This window comes from Sphingomonas sp. PP-F2F-A104-K0414, assembly GCF_004340945.1.
Lineage (GTDB): Bacteria > Pseudomonadota > Alphaproteobacteria > Sphingomonadales > Sphingomonadaceae > Sphingomonas.
In genome coordinates, this window is record NZ_SLYD01000002.1 from 123,967 (window position 1) to 139,102 (window position 15,136).

General features: G+C 64.7%; 12 protein-coding genes. 8 read left to right on the forward strand and 4 right to left on the reverse strand.

What is annotated here, in order from left to right; translation table 11 throughout:
* Positions 1-39 precede the first annotated feature (39 nt).
* Genes C8J46_RS04775 through C8J46_RS04785 form a run of 3 tightly spaced genes read left to right on the forward strand, consistent with a single transcriptional unit; the run spans position 40 to position 2,458 of the window.
* On the forward strand, positions 40-1,011 hold the full coding sequence (locus C8J46_RS04775) for a type II secretion system F family protein (RefSeq protein WP_132735695.1): 972 nt from the start codon (positions 40-42) through the stop codon (positions 1,009-1,011).
* A 10-nt stretch (positions 1,012-1,021) separates the two neighbouring features.
* Entirely contained in the window at positions 1,022-2,014 is a 993-nt protein-coding gene (locus C8J46_RS04780; RefSeq protein ID WP_132736827.1) for a type II secretion system F family protein, read from the forward strand.
* A gap of 54 nt (positions 2,015-2,068) precedes the next feature.
* Positions 2,069-2,458 carry a hypothetical protein gene (locus C8J46_RS04785; protein ID WP_132735697.1) on the forward strand — a complete coding sequence of 130 codons (390 nt, stop codon included), beginning with the start codon at positions 2,069-2,071 and terminating at the stop codon, positions 2,456-2,458.
* Positions 2,459-2,650: 192 nt separating this feature from the next.
* Here C8J46_RS04785 and ppdK read toward each other — a convergent pair whose 3' ends face one another.
* From ppdK to C8J46_RS04800, 3 genes are all read right to left on the reverse strand, one after another.
* On the reverse strand, positions 2,651-5,314 hold the full coding sequence (gene ppdK / locus C8J46_RS04790; RefSeq protein WP_132735700.1) for a pyruvate, phosphate dikinase: 2,664 nt from the start codon (positions 5,312-5,314) through the stop codon (positions 2,651-2,653).
* A gap of 93 nt (positions 5,315-5,407) precedes the next feature.
* Entirely contained in the window at positions 5,408-7,846 is a 2,439-nt protein-coding gene (glyS, locus tag C8J46_RS04795; RefSeq protein WP_132735703.1) for a glycine--tRNA ligase subunit beta, read from the reverse strand.
* 153 nt (positions 7,847-7,999) lie between these two features.
* Positions 8,000-8,839, reverse strand: a complete 840-nt coding sequence (locus C8J46_RS04800) for a glycine--tRNA ligase subunit alpha (RefSeq protein ID WP_132736830.1) — start codon at positions 8,837-8,839, stop codon at positions 8,000-8,002.
* A 188-nt stretch (positions 8,840-9,027) separates the two neighbouring features.
* Here C8J46_RS04800 and C8J46_RS04805 point away from each other — a divergent pair, with 188 nt between their 5' ends.
* The 4 genes from C8J46_RS04805 (at position 9,028) to C8J46_RS04820 (ending at position 12,265) form a co-directional block, all read left to right on the forward strand.
* The gene (locus tag C8J46_RS04805; RefSeq protein WP_132736832.1) at positions 9,028-9,894 is read left to right on the forward strand and encodes a TraB/GumN family protein; all 867 of its coding nucleotides are present in this window, start codon (positions 9,028-9,030) and stop codon (positions 9,892-9,894) included.
* A gap of 272 nt (positions 9,895-10,166) precedes the next feature.
* Positions 10,167-10,865 (forward strand): 50S ribosomal protein L25/general stress protein Ctc, encoded by a 699-nt coding sequence (locus C8J46_RS04810; RefSeq protein WP_132735705.1) that lies wholly within the window; start codon positions 10,167-10,169, stop codon positions 10,863-10,865.
* A 228-nt stretch (positions 10,866-11,093) separates the two neighbouring features.
* Entirely contained in the window at positions 11,094-11,663 is a 570-nt protein-coding gene (pth, locus tag C8J46_RS04815) for an aminoacyl-tRNA hydrolase (protein ID WP_056488650.1), read from the forward strand.
* A complete protein-coding gene (locus C8J46_RS04820; RefSeq protein ID WP_056047257.1) occupies positions 11,660-12,265 on the forward strand; it encodes a TIGR02466 family protein in 606 nt (201 codons plus the stop codon). Before pth ends, C8J46_RS04820 begins: the two co-directional genes overlap by 4 nt.
* 298 nt (positions 12,266-12,563) lie before the next feature.
* Here the strand turns inward: C8J46_RS04820 and C8J46_RS04825 are convergent, their stop codons facing one another.
* Positions 12,564-13,628, reverse strand: coding sequence for an NAD(P)-dependent alcohol dehydrogenase (locus C8J46_RS04825; protein WP_056065036.1), 1,065 nt, complete (start codon positions 13,626-13,628; stop codon positions 12,564-12,566).
* A 344-nt stretch (positions 13,629-13,972) separates the two neighbouring features.
* On the opposite strand from C8J46_RS04825, the gene ychF reads away from it, so the two are divergent.
* Complete coding sequence (gene ychF, locus C8J46_RS04830; RefSeq protein WP_132735708.1) at positions 13,973-15,070, forward strand: redox-regulated ATPase YchF; 1,098 nt, start codon at positions 13,973-13,975, stop codon at positions 15,068-15,070.
* The last annotated feature ends 66 nt before the right edge of the window (positions 15,071-15,136 follow it).

Below are 15,136 nucleotides of genomic sequence, written 5' to 3' on the forward strand. Positions count from 1 at the left end.
GATCTTCCGGACCGCGACGAGCGGAAGGCGATAGCTGCGATGGAGATGATGCCGCTCCTGTTGGTCATCCTCGGCGCAGCGATCGTGGTGGGGATGATCGCGTTCGCGTTTGCGGGACCGTCCGCCGGACGCGCGCAGTCGCGCCGGATCGCCTCGCTGCGCGAACGTCACGGCGACGCGCTGGTGGTTGCCGAAGCGCAGCTGCGCCGAATCTCGATGAACCGCGATACCAAGATGGATCTCGCCTTCGGGCGCATCCTTCCCAATCCGGTCCAGCTCGCCAAGCGCCTCGCGATGACCGGCAAGACCTGGACGGTCGGCCAATATGGCATGGCGACCGCGGGGATACTGGTGGTCGTCGCGGCACTGATGCTGCTCAAAGGGCTGCCGATCCTGCTCGCTTTGCTGTTCGGTGTGTTCGTCGGCGTCGGCCTGCCGCATTTCATCGTCGGCAAGACGATCCAGCGGCGGATCGGCAAGTTCACCGCGAAGTTTCCCGACGCGATCGACCTGCTGGTCCGCGGCCTGCGCTCGGGCCTGCCGATCAGCGAGACGATCGGCGTCGTCGGCCATGAGGTCGAGGGGCCGGTCGGAGAGGAATTCCGCGCGGTCAGCGACAAGATGAAGATCGGCCGGACGATGGATGCGGCGCTGCAGGAGACTGCAGACCGGCTCGGCACGCCCGAATTCCAGTTCTTCGTGATCACGATCGCGATCCAGCGCGAGACCGGCGGCAATCTGGCGGAGACGCTCGCCAACCTTTCGCACGTGCTGCGCATGCGCGGCCAGATGAAGCTCAAGATCAAGGCGATGTCGTCGGAATCCAAGGCATCGGCGTATATCATCGGCGCCTTGCCGTTCATCGTCTTCGGGCTGATCTGGTTCATCAACGGGACCTACATGCAGAATTTCTTCATCGACGAGCGGCTGATGGCGATCGGCATGGGCGGCATGGTGTGGATGGCGATCGGCGCCTTCATCATGTCCAAGATGATCAGCTTCGAGATTTAGGGGCGCAATGATGGGCACGACGGCCGGACCAACCCTGCTCGGATTCGACGTATTATGGGTCGCGACGATCCTGTCGGGCGTTGCCGCGTTCGCGGTGATGGTCGCGATCTATGCCGCGACCACGGTCAGCGATCCGATGACCAAGCGCGTAAAGGCGCTCAACGATCGCCGCGAACAGTTGAAGGCGGGTATCACCGCCTCGACCAAGCGGCGCGCTAAGCTCGTCCAGCGCAACGACACCGCCGACAAGATGCGCGGCATGCTGTCGTCGATGAAGATGTTGCAGGACAGCCAGGTCAAGGCGGTCCAGCTCAAGCTGATGCAGGCAGGGATCCGGTCGAAGGAATGGGCCCCGGCGGTGATCTTCGGCCGGCTCGTGCTGCCGATCGTGCTGGGCAGCGCCATGTTGTACTGGGTGTACGGCACCGATGGCTTCGCGACCTGGTCGCCGCTGAAGAAATACGGCCTCGTCGCGCTGACCTTTATCCTGAGCTACAAGGCGCCGGATCTGTATCTCGACAACAAGATCAAGAAGCGCTCCGACGCGATCCGTAAGGGGCTTCCCGACGCGCTCGATCTGCTGGTGATCTGCGCGGAGGCCGGGTTGACTGTCGATGCGGCTTTCCACCGGGTCGCGCGCGAACTGGGGCGGGCCTATCCCGAGCTTGGCGAGGAATTTACGCTGACTGCGATCGAGCTCGGATTCCTGACAGATCGACGGTCGGCGTTCGAGAATCTGGCACAGCGGGTGAAGCTGGATGCGGTGAAGGGCGTGGTCACGACGATGATCCAGACCGAGAAATACGGTACGCCACTGGCGTCGGCGTTGCGCGTTCTGTCGGGCGAGTTCCGCAACGAGCGGATGATGCGGGCGGAGGAGAAGGCGGCGCGGTTGCCGGCGATCATGACGATCCCGCTGATCCTGTTCATCCTGCCGGTGCTGTTCGTCGTCATCCTCGGGCCGGCAGCATGTTCGATCTCCGACGCGCTCATCAAGACCTGAAGCAACCGGCGGCGCGGCCGATCGTTGGGCTCCCGTAACAGGAGGGTTTTTACGATGCCGTTGTTTTCCACACCTACGCAGTTCGCGGCGCTTGCGCTGGTCTTCGTTGCCGGCTGGCTGTTCGGATTGGCGAGCCACCCGGGCGGGAAGAAGTGGAAGGCGCGCTATCTGGCGGAGCGCGATGCTCATGCTTCGGTGAAGAAGGATGGCGATGTTCGGGCTGCGGCCGCGGAGAAGCGGGCGGTTGAGGCTGAGCGGGAGAATGCCCGGTTGGTGAAGGACGTCGAGGCGGCGCGGGTTGCGGCTCCGGTTGTCGAACGGGCGCCAGTGGTGGATACGTCGCGGTCTGGGGCGCTGTCTTCGGCGCGGCCGGCTTATGCTCGGCCGGCGTATAATGCCGATGGGACCAAGCGGGGCTGGTTTGATTTCGATCAGCGTCGGTGAGGTTTCGGGGGTGGGTTAGCCCCTGCCCCCTTGTTCCTTTGGGGTTAGGGTACTCCTCCCCCATTTCACCACCCCGGCGGAGGCCGGGGCCCAGTTGGGAAGGCTGAGTAACGGGGGACGGTCCTTCGTTACTTTGGACGTTCCAATTGGGCCCCGGCCTTCGCCGGGGTGGTGCTGTTTCTGAGCGAGCGCTTACTTCTTCGACAGCGCCGCCTGTGCCGCTGCCAGGCGCGCGATTGGGACGCGGTACGGGCTGGCGGAGACGTAATCGAGGCCGACCTTTTCGCAGAACGCGATGCTTGCCGGATCGCCGCCGTGTTCACCGCAGATGCCGAGCTTGATGCCGGCGCGCGTCTTACGCCCACGTTCGGCGGCGATTTCGATCAGTTCACCCACACCTTCGACGTCGATGCTGACGAACGGGTCCTTGGCGTAGATGCCCTGCTCGACATACGCGCCGAGGAAGCGCGAAGCGTCGTCGCGGCTGACGCCCAAGGTGGTCTGCGTCAGGTCGTTGGTGCCGAACGAGAAGAACTCGCCGACTTCCGCGATTTCGCCGGCGCGGAGGGCTGCGCGGGGGAGTTCGATCATCGTGCCGACAAGATACTCGATCGTGCGGCCCTTTTCGGCGAACACCGCCTGCGCGGCCTTGTCGACGACGGCCTTCATCAGTTCCAGCTCGCGGCGGGTTGCCACCAACGGGATCATGACTTCGGGGATCGGGGCCGCGCCGGACTTCTCGGCGACGTCGACCGCGGCCTCGAAGATCGCACGCGCCTGCATCTCGTAGATCTCGGGATAGGTCACGCCGAGACGGCAGCCGCGATGGCCGAGCATCGGGTTGAACTCATGCAACTCGGCTGCGCGGCGCTTGAGGGTGTCGACGTCGACACCCGCCGCGGTCGCGACTTCGGCGAATTCGGATTCTTCGTGGGGGAGGAATTCGTGGAGCGGCGGATCGAGCAGGCGGATCGTCACCGGCAGGCCGGCCATGACCTCGAGGATCTCGGTGAAATCCTTGCGCTGTTCGGGGAGCAGCTTCTCGAGCGCGACGCGGCGGCCCTTCTCGTCCGACGCCAGGATCATCTGGCGGACGTTGGTGATGCGGCCGCTCTCGAAGAACATGTGCTCGGTGCGGCAGAGACCCACGCCCTCGGCGCCGAACTCGCGCGCGACGCGGCAATCCTCGGGGGTCTCGGCGTTGGCGCGGACCTTCAGGCGGCGAACCTCGTCTGCCCACACCATCAACGTCGCGAAATCGCCCGACAGCTCGGGCTGCACGGTCGCGACCGCGCCGATCATCACTTCGCCGGTGGTGCCGTCGATGGTGAGCAGGTCGCCCTCCTTCACTTCACGGCCGCCGCAGCGCATGATCTTCGCCTTGGCGTCGATGGAGAGCGTGCCGGCGCCGGAAACGCAGGGGCGTCCCATGCCACGGGCGACGACGGCCGCGTGACTCGTCATCCCGCCGCGTGCGGTGAGGATGCCCTTGGCCGCATGCATGCCGTGGATGTCGTCGGGCGATGTCTCGGTCCGGACGAGGATCACGGCGACACCGTCGGCGGCCTTCTTCTCCGCTGCATCGGCGTCGAACACGACTGCGCCGGAGGCTGCACCCGGCGATGCGGGGAGGCCCTTGGTCAGCACGTCGCGCGTCGCCTTGGGATCGAGCGTCGGGTGGAGCAGCTGATCAAGCGCCATCGGCTCGATGCGCAGGATCGCTTCCTCGCGCGTGATCAGCCCCTCGTTCGCCATGTCGACGGCGATCTTGAGCGCGGCCTTGGCAGTGCGCTTGCCGGCGCGGGTCTGGAGCATCCAGAGCTTGGTCTTCTCGACCGTGAACTCGATGTCCTGCATGTCGCGGTAGTGGTTTTCGAGCGTGTCGAACACGTCGGCGAGTTGGGTGTAGACCTCGGGCATCGCCTCTTCCATCGAGGCGGGCTTGGCGCCGGCGTCTTCGCGCGCGGTCTTGGTGAGGTATTGCGGGGTGCGGATGCCGGCGACGACGTCTTCGCCCTGCGCATTGATCAGGAATTCGCCGTAATAGGCGCGGTCGCCCTTCGACGGGTCGCGCGTGAACGCGACGCCGGTCGCCGAGGTGTCGCCCATGTTGCCGAACACCATCGCCTGGATGTTGACCGCGGTGCCCCAGCCGCCGGGGATGTCGTTGAGGCGGCGATAGACTTTCGCACGCTCGGACTGCCACGAACCGAACACCGCGCCGACCGCGCCCCAGAGCTGGTCGTGGACGTCCTGCGGGAAGGGCTTGCCCCAGAGCTTCTCGACGAGCCCCTTATATTCGGCGACGAGTTTCCGGAGATCGTCGGCCGAGAGTTCGGTGTCGAGCGTGAAGCCCTGGTCTTCCTTGGCGATCTCCAGCGCTTCCTCGAACGCGCCGTGATCGAGTTCGAGCACCACGTCCGCGTACATCTGGATGAAGCGGCGATAGCTGTCCCAGGCGAACCGCGCGTCCTCGGACTTGGCGGCGAGGCCCTCGACGGTCTGGTCGTTGAGGCCGAGGTTGAGGACGGTGTCCATCATCCCCGGCATCGACGCGCGGGCGCCCGAGCGGACCGAGACGAGCAATGGGTCGGCGGGGTCGCCGAATGTCTTGCCGGTGACGCCTTCGATGTGGGCGAGGCCGGTGGCGACCTCGTCGCGCAGGCCTTGCGGGAACTGGCCGCCCTCGTCGTAATAGACCGCGCAGAAATCGGTCGAGATCGTGAAGCCCGGCGGGACCGGCAGGCCGATCGACGCCATCTCGGCGAGGTTCGCGCCCTTCCCGCCGAGCAGGTTCTTGTCGCCCTTGCCGCCATCCGAAACACCGCCGCCGAAGCGGTACACATATTGGGTCATGGTCGGTCCTCTAAGTGCCTGTTTTTATGGGTGGGGCAAAAGTGAAGTATAGGAAGTACAGACGCTGGGAGCCGTCTGCACTTCCGGTTTCAATCAGCCCTCGATCTTCGAAAAATCTGCGACATTGTGCACTGCGGCGCGGACTCGCTCAAGTAGCGCGAGACGGGCGGAGCGCTTGGCGGGGTCGGAATCGTTGACGATAACGCTATCAAAGAATGCGTCGATCGGCGCACGCAGCGACGCGAGCGCGGCCATCGCGGCGGCGAAATCCTCGCGTTCGATCGCGGCGGTGGCGCGGGGTTCGGCGGAGTCGAGCGCGGTCATCAACGCGGTCTCTGCCGGTTCGGGGGTGTAGGACAGCGTTTGTTGCGCGGGCCCTCCGACCACAACGTCATCCCCCGCCCCATCCGTCACCCCAGCGAAAGCTGGGGTTTCCTGCGGCTCCTGTCCCTCGCTCCCCGCGGATACCCCAGCGTTCGCTGGGGTGACGGGCTTTGGTTGAGCGCCGCCTTCCTTCTTCAGGATATTGGCGGCGCGCTTGTAGCCGGCGAGCAGGTTCGCACCGTCCTCGGTGGTGACGAACGCCTGGAGCGCGTGGACGCGCGCGAGCAGCCGGACGAGATCGTCCTCGCCACCGAGCGCGAACACCGCGTCGATCAGGTCGTGCCGGACGCCGGCTTCGCGTTGCTGAACTTTGAGGCGGTCGGCGAAGAAGTGGAGAAGACGTGGAAGACCACCGAAGAACCGCTCGGTTGCTTCATCTACTGGGGCCTGTGTAAATTGCGCAACATAAGCATCGATATCAAAATCTCGTGGCGAAAGGTTCGTACGCTTCAAACCTTCGAAATCTCGCTTAATTACTATATCCGCATTTTCTACCATCGACTTATATAAAAAGCCGCCAGCTTGCTGCGCATAGGTTTTTATGATCGGCAACCTTATCGAGTTTTTCTCGAGTAAAGTGATGCATCCCAACGCCGCTCTTCGGAGAGCAAATGGATCTTTTGATCCTGTTGGGATCATATCCTGCGAAAAGAATCCGACAAGCGTATCTAGCTTGTCCGCCAAGCTTACAGCAACCGTTACCGGGTCGGTGGGGACGTCGTCGCCTTGGCCGACCGGCTTGTAGTGGTCTCGGATGGCGGTGGCGACGGACGGGTGCTCGCCCTGCGCGGCGGCGTAGTAGCCGCCCATCAGGCCTTGTAGCTCGGGGAACTCGCCGACCATGCCGGTGACGAGGTCTGCCTTTGCGAGGCGGGCTGCGCGTTCTGCGAGTTCTGCCAATTCCTCCCCTGCAAGGGGAGGGGGACCGTCAGCCGCAGGCTGAGGGTGGAGGGGGTTCTCCGCGGACGTGGCGCTTCGTGGCGAGCCCCCTCCACCAGCTTCGCTGGTCCCCCTCCCCGTTCCGGGGAGGATTATGCCCTCTTCTACCAGCCAGCGGGCGAGCTTCGCGACGCGGTCGACCTTGTCGGCTACCGTGCCGAGCTTTTCGTGGAAGACGATCTTCGACAGCTTGGCCGCCTGCTCTGCGAGCGGGACCTTCAGGTCGGTGTCGTAGAAGAACTTTGCGTCCGACAGCCGTGCCGCCAACACCTTGCGATTGCCCTCGACGATCTTCGCGCCGCCGTCGTGCGCCGCGATGTTAGCGGTACAGACGAACGCGTTCGCCAGTTTTCCATCGGCCCCGCGGCAGACGAAATATTTCTGGTTCACGCGCGCCGTGAGCTGGATCACCTCGGGCGGGACGTCGAGAAACGCGGGATCGAACTGGCCGAGCAGGGGAATCGGCCATTCGGTGAGGCCGGCATTCTCCGCGACGAGGCCTTCGTCTTCGATCAGTTCGAGCCCGGCCTGCGCGGCGGCTTCGCGGGCGTGGTCGCGGATCAGCGTGGCGCGTTCGTCGTGATCGACGATGACGTGGCAGGCACGCAGCTTCTCGACATAGTCGTGCGCGCCGCCAATCGTGATCTGGTACGGGTGGTGGAAACGGTGGCCGAGCGTGGCGGCGCCGCTGGCAATGCCGGCGATCTCGAACGGCACGATCTCTTCGCCGAGCAATGCGACGATGCCTTGCAGCGGGCGGACCCAACGGAGCGATTCGGTGCTGGCCGACGCATCCCCCCAGCGCATCGACTTCGGCCACGGGAATGCGCGGACGATCGCGGGGATCGCTTCGGCGAGCACTGCGGCGGAGGCGCGGCCGGGCTTCTCGGTGACTGCGAACAGCGTACCGTTGCGGTCTACGAGTTGCTCGCGGGTGAGGCCGGTTTTGCGGAGGAAGCCTTCGAGCGCCTGCGGGGGTGCGGAGGTCTTGGGGCCTTTCGTCTCCTCGGAGACGGCGGCGGTCTCCAGCGGCAGGTCGCGCGCGATCAGCGTCAGGCGGCGCGGGGTCGCGTAGGTGACGATGGCACTGGTGGCGATGCCGGCCTTGGCGAGCTCGGCGGTAAACAGCCTGGCGAGGTCTTCACGCGCTTTCGCCTGCATCCGGGCGGGAATTTCTTCGGAGCGGAGTTCTAGGAGGAAGTCGGTCATGGGACTCTCAAATCCTCCCCGGCACGGGGAGGGGGACCGTCCAAAGGACGGTGGAGGGGGCGGGCCGCGAACGGAGCGTGTGTGGCACGCCCCCTCCACCATGCTGCGCATGGTCCCCCTCCCCGTTCCGGGGAGGAATGGCGCTGGCGGGCATCATGCTGCCCATCCGTGCTTGTCCATCCAGGCTGCGCAGGCGCCCTTCGCGAGGTCTCGGACGCGGCCCATATAGGCTTGGCGTTCGGCTACGGAGATTACGCCGCGGGCTTGGAGCAGATTGAAGATGTGGCTGGCTTTGATCGCCTGCTCGTAGGCTGGGATCGGGAGCTTGGCGGAGAGGCTGTTCTCGCATTCGGCGACGTGCTTGCGGAACTGGTCGAACAATGAATCCGTGTCGGCGATCTCGAAGTTCCACTTCGACATCTCCTGTTCGTTCTCCAGGAACACGTCGCCGTAGGTCACGCCGGCGTCGTTGAACGCCAGGTCGTAGACCGAGTCCTTGTCCTGGATGTACATCGCGAGGCGCTCGAGCCCGTAGGTGAGTTCGCCGGCGACGGGCTTCATGTCGAAGCCGCCCATCTGCTGGAAATAGGTGAACTGCGTCACCTCCATGCCGTCGCACCAGACTTCCCAGCCGAGACCCCAGGCGCCGAGCGTCGGGCTTTCCCAATCGTCCTCGACGAAGCGGATGTCGTGCTTCAGCATGTCGATGCCGATCGCCGCGAGGCTGCCGAGGTAGAGTTCCTGGAGGTTGGCGGGGCTCGGTTTCAGGATGACCTGGTACTGGTAGTAATGCTGGAGCCGGTTGGGGTTCTCGCCGTAGCGGCCGTCGGTCGGGCGGCGGCAGGGCTGCACGAACGCGGCGTTCCACGGTTTCGGGCCGAGCGCGCGGAGCGTCGTGGCGGTGTGGAAGGTGCCGGCGCCCATTTCCATGTCGTAGGGCTGCAGGATCAGGCACCCGTGTTCGCTCCAGTAATCGTGGAGCGTGAGGAGCATGCGCTGGAAGCTAAGAGGCTTTATCACGGGCTGGGTCACGCGCGGGCTTTGGCGGATGGGGGTGCGGGAGGCAAGTGGTGCGTTGCGGCCGGGCGTCCTACATGGGCTGCATCAACGATAAGGATTCCCTCCCCTTGAAGCTGTTTTCGAAGATCGTTTCGTTCCGATCCGCGCTGTCCGCCATCGCGATGGCGTTCGCCCTGCCCGCCTGTGCGCAGGTCGCGCCGAAGCCTGTGCAAGCCGCGAACGATGCCGATCCGGCGCTTTGGGTGGTGAAGGACAAGGACACGACGATCTACCTGTTCGGGACGATCCACGTGTTGAAGCCCGGCATGACGTGGTTCGACGAGGCGGTGAAGACCGCGTTCGATCGCTCGAACCAGGTGGTGCTGGAGCTGGTGATGCCCGATCCGGCGAAGATGCAGTCGCTGGTGATGGCGACCGGCGTGTCGAAGGATGGCCCGACGCTGACCGAGCAGCTGCCGGCGGACAAGCGTGCGGCGTATGCGAAGGCAGTGACCGACCTGGGCTTGCCGGCGAATGCGTTCGATCGGTTCAAGCCGTGGCTGGCGGCGACCAACCTGTCGATCGCGCCGCTGTCGAAGCTTGGCTATGATGCGGCGAACGGGCCTGAGCAGGTGATTACCGCGGCGGCGAAGGCTGCGGGGAAGCCGGTTATCGGGCTGGAGACGGCGGAGCAGCAGCTCGGGTATTTCGGCGGATTGTCGCAGACCGCGCAGTTGCAGTTCCTCGGCAGCACGATCGACGAGTTGCCGAAGCTGGAGACCACGATGGCGACGATGGTCGACGAATGGGCGAAGGGGGATCCCGAGGCGCTTGCCAAGGAGATGAACGATAGTTTGAAGGACTCGCCAGAGGTGGCGAAGGTGTTGCTGGTGGATCGTAACGCGCGTTGGGCGGAGTGGGTGAAGACTCGGCTCGGGACGCCGGGGACTGTGTTTGTCGCGGTCGGTGCTGGGCACCTCGCGGGCAAGGATAGCGTTCAGGCGCAGTTGGCTAAGCTTGGCGTGAAGGCCGAGCGGGTGAAGTATTAAGCCACTACCGGGTTTAATCTGCCGGGTTTAATCGCGACGCCCCGCCCACCCATTGCGTCACCCCAGCGAAAGCTGGGGTCTCGTGCGGCTGGAGCGCTTCGTTACGGGGACACCCCAGCTTTCGCTGGGGTGACGGCATTTGGCGGGGACGCACTCCCAAGGCGCAGAATTGCTTTTGCCCCCCACTTCCGCTATGCGCCCGCGCTTCCGGTCCATGGTCATCCCTGGAGGCGTGGGCGGGAAGGACAACAAACGAGTTTCGGAGAATACAGATGAGCGACCAGTTGACGCTCGCAGCCGAGACGCGTGACCGGGTTGGCAAGGGAGCCTCCCGGGCGCTGCGTCGTGATGGCCGCGTGCCTGCCGTGATCTACGGCCTGAACCAGGAACCAACCTCGGTTCACCTCGAGGAAAAGGCGCTGATGAAGGCGCTGATGACCGGCCACTTCATGAATTCCGTCGTGATGGTCAATGGCGTGCGCACGCTGCCGAAGGACGTCTCGTTCCACCCGGTTTCGGATCGCCCGATCCACGTCGATTTCCTGCGCATCGGCGAGCATTCGACCGTCACCGTCGCGGTGCCGATCGCGTTCACCGACGAGGACGACGCTCCGGGCATCAAGAAGGGCAAGGGCGTCCTCAACATCACGCGCCACGAGATCGAGCTGGTCGTCGACGCTTCGGACATCCCGAGCGAGATCACAATTTCGCTCGCCGGTCTGGAGATCGGTGATTCGATCCACATCAGCGACGTGAAGCTGCCCAAGGGCGCGACGCCCGCGATCGACGACCGCGACTTCGCGATCGCCACGATCGTGCCGCCGACCGTGCCGACCGTCGAGGACGAAGAGCTCGAGGCTGAAGTCGCCGAAGCTCAGGCTGCCGAGGCTGCTGCCGAGGAAGAGACCCCGGTCGAGCCTAACGACGATAACAACGACGACGACAAGATCACGCCGCAGAAGAAGGACTGAGGGCTCAGCCCTTCGTCTTAGGATGATCTGGCGGGCGGGAAAGCTAGGGCTTTCCCGCCCGTTTCGTTTTATGGGGCTGCTGGCTCGGAACGCACCTCACCGTTCCCCCGCGAACGCGGGGGTCCAGGATCAAGCAGCGGTATCGCCTGTAATCCTGGGCCCCTGCTTTCGCAGGGGAACAACAATGGTTAACGGGCCGGCGAGCCGTTTCGTTTTGGAGAATCACACGTGCAGATCTGGGCGGGACTTGGCAATCCGGGGGCGCAATATGCGATGCACCGGCACAATGTCGGGTTCATGGTCGCCGACGCGATCGCCGAGGTGCACGGCTTCGGCGCGGTCAAGAAGCAGTTCCAGGGCTGGACGCAGGAGGGGCGGATCGGCTCGACCAAGATCCTGCTGCTGAAGCCGGCCACCTTCATGAACGAGAGCGGGCGCGCGATCGGCGAGGCGCTGCGGTTCTACAAGCTCGGCGTCGAGGCGCTGACGGTGTTCCACGACGAACTCGACATCGCGCCGTTCCGCGTGAAGGTGAAGACCGGCGGCGGGACCGCGGGGCATAACGGGCTGCGCTCGACCGACCAGCATCTGGGGCCGGAGTTTCGCCGCGTGCGGCTGGGCATCGGGCATCCGGGGCACAAGGATCGCGTGACCGGCTATGTGCTCGGCAATTATGCGAAGGCCGAGATCGAGCCGTTGAGCGATATGCTCGGCGCGGTGGCGGCGGAGGCCAAGTGGCTGGCGGAAGGCGACGACGTCCGCTTCATGAACGATGTCGCGTTGAGGATGCAGCCATGACCACCCGCTCTTTGTTTGCCACGCGGTTCTACGAGGCCGATCTCGGCGACGATGATCTGGTCGAGGAACTCGAGGATGCCGCGCTCGAACTGGCGAAGGCGGATCGCGCCGGGGTCGCATGGTCGAAGGCGCATGGGTATCGCGGGTACACGTCGTACGCGTCGCTGAACGACCTGCCGTTGCGCGATCCGCGGTTCGGGGATCTGGTGCGGCTGCTGAACAAGCATGTCGCGCAGTTCGCGAAGGACTGCGCGTTCGATCTTGGCGGGCGGAAGTTGAAGCTCGACAGTCTTTGGGTGAACGTCCTGAAGCCTGGGGGCGCGCATTCGGGGCATATTCATCCGCATAGCGTCGTGTCGGGGACGATGTACGTGGCGATCCCCGAGGGGGCTGGGGCGTTGAAGCTGGAGGATCCTCGGTTGCCGATGATGATGGCGGCGCCGACCCGGCTGGAGGATGCGGCGGAGGATTTGCGGACGTTCGTCTACGCGGAGCCCAAGCCGGGGAGTGTGTTTCTTTGGGAGAGCTGGTTGCGGCATGAGGTGGTGCCGAATGCTGCCAAGGGCGAGCGGATTAGTATTAGTTTTAATTATCGGTGGTGATTGGGGCCATCCCTGAACGGTTCTTCATCAAACAAACCACCCCGGCGTAGGCCGGGGCCCAATTGGGAAACGTAGCTAACGAAGGACCGCCCTTCATCAGATCAGCCTTCCCAGTTGGGCCCCGGCCTTCGCCGGGGTGGTGGAGTTAGTTCTTCTTACCCCCTCCCCTTCAGGGGGGGGTTGGGGTGGGGCTTGGCCGCATACGTCGGCCTTCGCGGCACTGCCCCACCCCGACCCTCCCCTGAAGGGGAGGGAGCAGCGGGGGCGGCACCCGACGCGCGCGCCGCCCCTCCCCCAATCAGGCCGTCTTCATCGTCGCCATGTCGATGACGAAGCGGTACTTCACGTCGCTCTTCACCATGCGCTGATACGAGGGTTCGATCTCGTCCATGCGGATCATCTCGATGTCCGACACAAGCCCGTGCTCGTTGCAGAAATCGAGCATCTCCTGCGTCTCGGCGATGCCGCCGATCAGCGAGCCCGCGATCGCGCGGCGCTTGAAGATGAGGTTGCCGACCGAGGGCGACGGATGCGCGTGCTCGGGGACGCCGACCAGAGTCATCGTGCCGTCGCGCTTGAGCAATGCCGTGAACGTGTCGAGGTTGTGGCTCGCCGCGACGGTGTTCAGGATGAAGTCGAAGCTGTTGGCGTGCTCGGCCATCGCGGCCTCGTCCTTCGACACGATCAGGTCCTTCGCGCCGAGACGCTTGGCGTCGTCGCGCTTGTTCGGCGAGGTCGAGAAGACATAGACCTCGGCGCCCATCGCGTTGGCGATCTTGACGCCCATGTGCCCGAGACCGCCGAGACCGACGATGCCGACCTTCTGGCCGGGGCCGACCTTCCAGTGCTTCAGCGGCGAATACGTGGTGATGCCGGCGCACAGCAGCGGCGCGACCGCGGCGAGGTCGGCTTCGGGATGCGAGACCTTCAGCACGAAGCCTTCGTCGACGACGATCTTGTCCGAATAGCCGCCGAAGGTGTGGCCACCGAGCACGGGATCGGGGCCGTTATACGTGCCGACAAAACCGGTGGTCTCGCAATATTGCTCCTCGCCGTCCTTGCACGACGGGCATTCGCCGCAGCTGTCGACCATACAGCCTACGCCGACGACGTCGCCGACCTTGAACTTGGTGACGTCGCTGCCGACGGCGGTGACGTGGCCGACGATCTCGTGGCCGGGGACGCAGGGGTAGAGCGTGCCTTCCCACTCGCCCTTGGCGGTGTGGAGGTCGGAATGGCAAACGCCGCAGAACGCGATGTCGATCGCGACGTCGGTCTTGCCGGGCTCGCGGCGCTCGAAGCTGAACGGGGCGAGTGGCGTTTCGGGGGATTGCGCGGCGTAGCCGTGGGCGGTCGTGGTCATGAGGTTCCTGGAATATCTCAAGCTGGGCTCGGGATATAAGCTTCGACCATATGATAACTACCGACCGGTATGATTATTTTGCTGCACTGCGGCAATCGAGTGGGTCGATCAGGGCAGTCGTCCAACTCAGCAACCACCCCGGCGGAGGCCGGGGCCCAGTTGGAAAGGTGGCAATAACGGCGTGCCGACCTCCCGTTAGCAACGTTGCCCAACTGGGCCCCGGCCTTCGCCGGGGTGGTGGAGATAATTGAGGTGGCGCCGATGATGCGCGCAGGCGTCCTCCGCTGGCCTTCCTCCGCGCCCTGCCCTAAAGCGCCACCACATTCTTATACCAAGGGCATATCATGGGTTTTCGCTGCGGCATCGTGGGGCTGCCGAACGTCGGCAAGTCCACTCTCTTCAACGCGCTGACCGAGACGGCCGCGGCGCAGGCGGCGAACTATCCGTTCTGCACGATCGAGCCGAACGTCGGCAACGTCGGCGTGCCAGACAAGCGGCTCGACGCGCTCGCGAAGATCGCCGGATCGCAGAAGATCATCGAGACTCAGCTCGGCTTCGTCGACATCGCCGGCCTCGTGCGCGGCGCGTCGAAGGGCGAAGGGCTCGGCAATCAGTTCCTCGGCAACATCCGCGAGGTCGACGCGATCGTCCACGTGCTGCGCTGCTTCGAGGACGGCGACGTGACGCATGTCGACAACAAGGTCGATCCGATCGCCGACGCCGAGACGGTCGACACCGAGCTGATGCTGAGCGATCTCGAAAGCCTCGAGAAGCGCGTGCCGAACCTCGCCAAGAAGGGCATGCAGGGCGACAAGGAAGCCAAGATCGGCGCCGCCGTGCTCGGCCAGGCGCTCGAACTGCTCCGCGAAGGCAAGCCCGCGCGGCTGACCGTGCCGAAGGACGAGGACGAGGCGCGCGTGTTCGCGCAGGCGCAGTTGCTGACCGCGAAACCCGTGCTCTACGTGTGCAACGTCGACGAGGGCGATGCGGCGGACGGCAATGCACTGTCGGCACGGGTGTTCGAGAAGGCGAAGGCCGAGGGCGCCGAGGCGGTCGTGGTGTCGGCGGCGATCGAGGCGGAGATCGCGACGATGCCCGCCGAGGATCGCGGCGAGTTTCTTGGTGAACTGGGGCTGGAAGAGACCGGCCTCGCGCGCGTCATCACCGCCGGGTACAAGCTCCTGCATCTGCTGACGTTCTTCACGGTCGGGCCGAAGGAAGCGCGTGCCTGGACCGTCCACGAGGGCGCGACCGCACCGCAGGCGGCGGGCGAGATCCACGGCGATTTCGAAAAGGGCTTCATCCGCGCCGAGACGATCGCGTTCGACGACTTCATCGCGCTGGGTGGGGAATCGAAGGCGCGCGAGGCGGGCAAGCTGCGTGCGGAAGGCAAGGCGTACGTCGTCCATGACGGCGACGTGATGCACTTCCTGCATAGCTGAAACCGGACGGCCGCTGAGATGCGGAACCGGGCAATCGCGCATTTTCAATCTAAGATTTGATGGCTA

Excerpts from the sequence above, each read along its gene's own strand:
- C8J46_RS04775 (WP_132735695.1), top strand. The coding sequence starts at position 40 with ATGGAGATGATGCCGCTCCTGTTGGTCATCCTCGGCGCAGCGATCGTG.
- C8J46_RS04805 (WP_132736832.1), top strand. The coding sequence starts at position 9,028 with ATGGCGTTCGCCCTGCCCGCCTGTGCGCAGGTCGCGCCGAAGCCTGTG.
- C8J46_RS04825 (WP_056065036.1), bottom strand. The coding sequence starts at position 13,628 with ATGACCACGACCGCCCACGGCTACGCCGCGCAATCCCCCGAAACGCCA.
- C8J46_RS04800 (WP_132736830.1), bottom strand. The coding sequence starts at position 8,839 with ATGCTCCTCACGCTCCACGATTACTGGAGCGAACACGGGTGCCTGATC.
- C8J46_RS04780 (WP_132736827.1), top strand. The coding sequence starts at position 1,022 with ATGGGCACGACGGCCGGACCAACCCTGCTCGGATTCGACGTATTATGG.
- glyS (WP_132735703.1), bottom strand. The coding sequence starts at position 7,846 with ATGACCGACTTCCTCCTAGAACTCCGCTCCGAAGAAATTCCCGCCCGG.
- C8J46_RS04810 (WP_132735705.1), top strand. The coding sequence starts at position 10,167 with ATGAGCGACCAGTTGACGCTCGCAGCCGAGACGCGTGACCGGGTTGGC.
- C8J46_RS04820 (WP_056047257.1), top strand. The coding sequence starts at position 11,660 with ATGACCACCCGCTCTTTGTTTGCCACGCGGTTCTACGAGGCCGATCTC.
- ychF (WP_132735708.1), top strand. The coding sequence starts at position 13,973 with ATGGGTTTTCGCTGCGGCATCGTGGGGCTGCCGAACGTCGGCAAGTCC.
- ppdK (WP_132735700.1), bottom strand. The coding sequence starts at position 5,314 with ATGACCCAATATGTGTACCGCTTCGGCGGCGGTGTTTCGGATGGCGGC.
- C8J46_RS04785 (WP_132735697.1), top strand. The coding sequence starts at position 2,069 with ATGCCGTTGTTTTCCACACCTACGCAGTTCGCGGCGCTTGCGCTGGTC.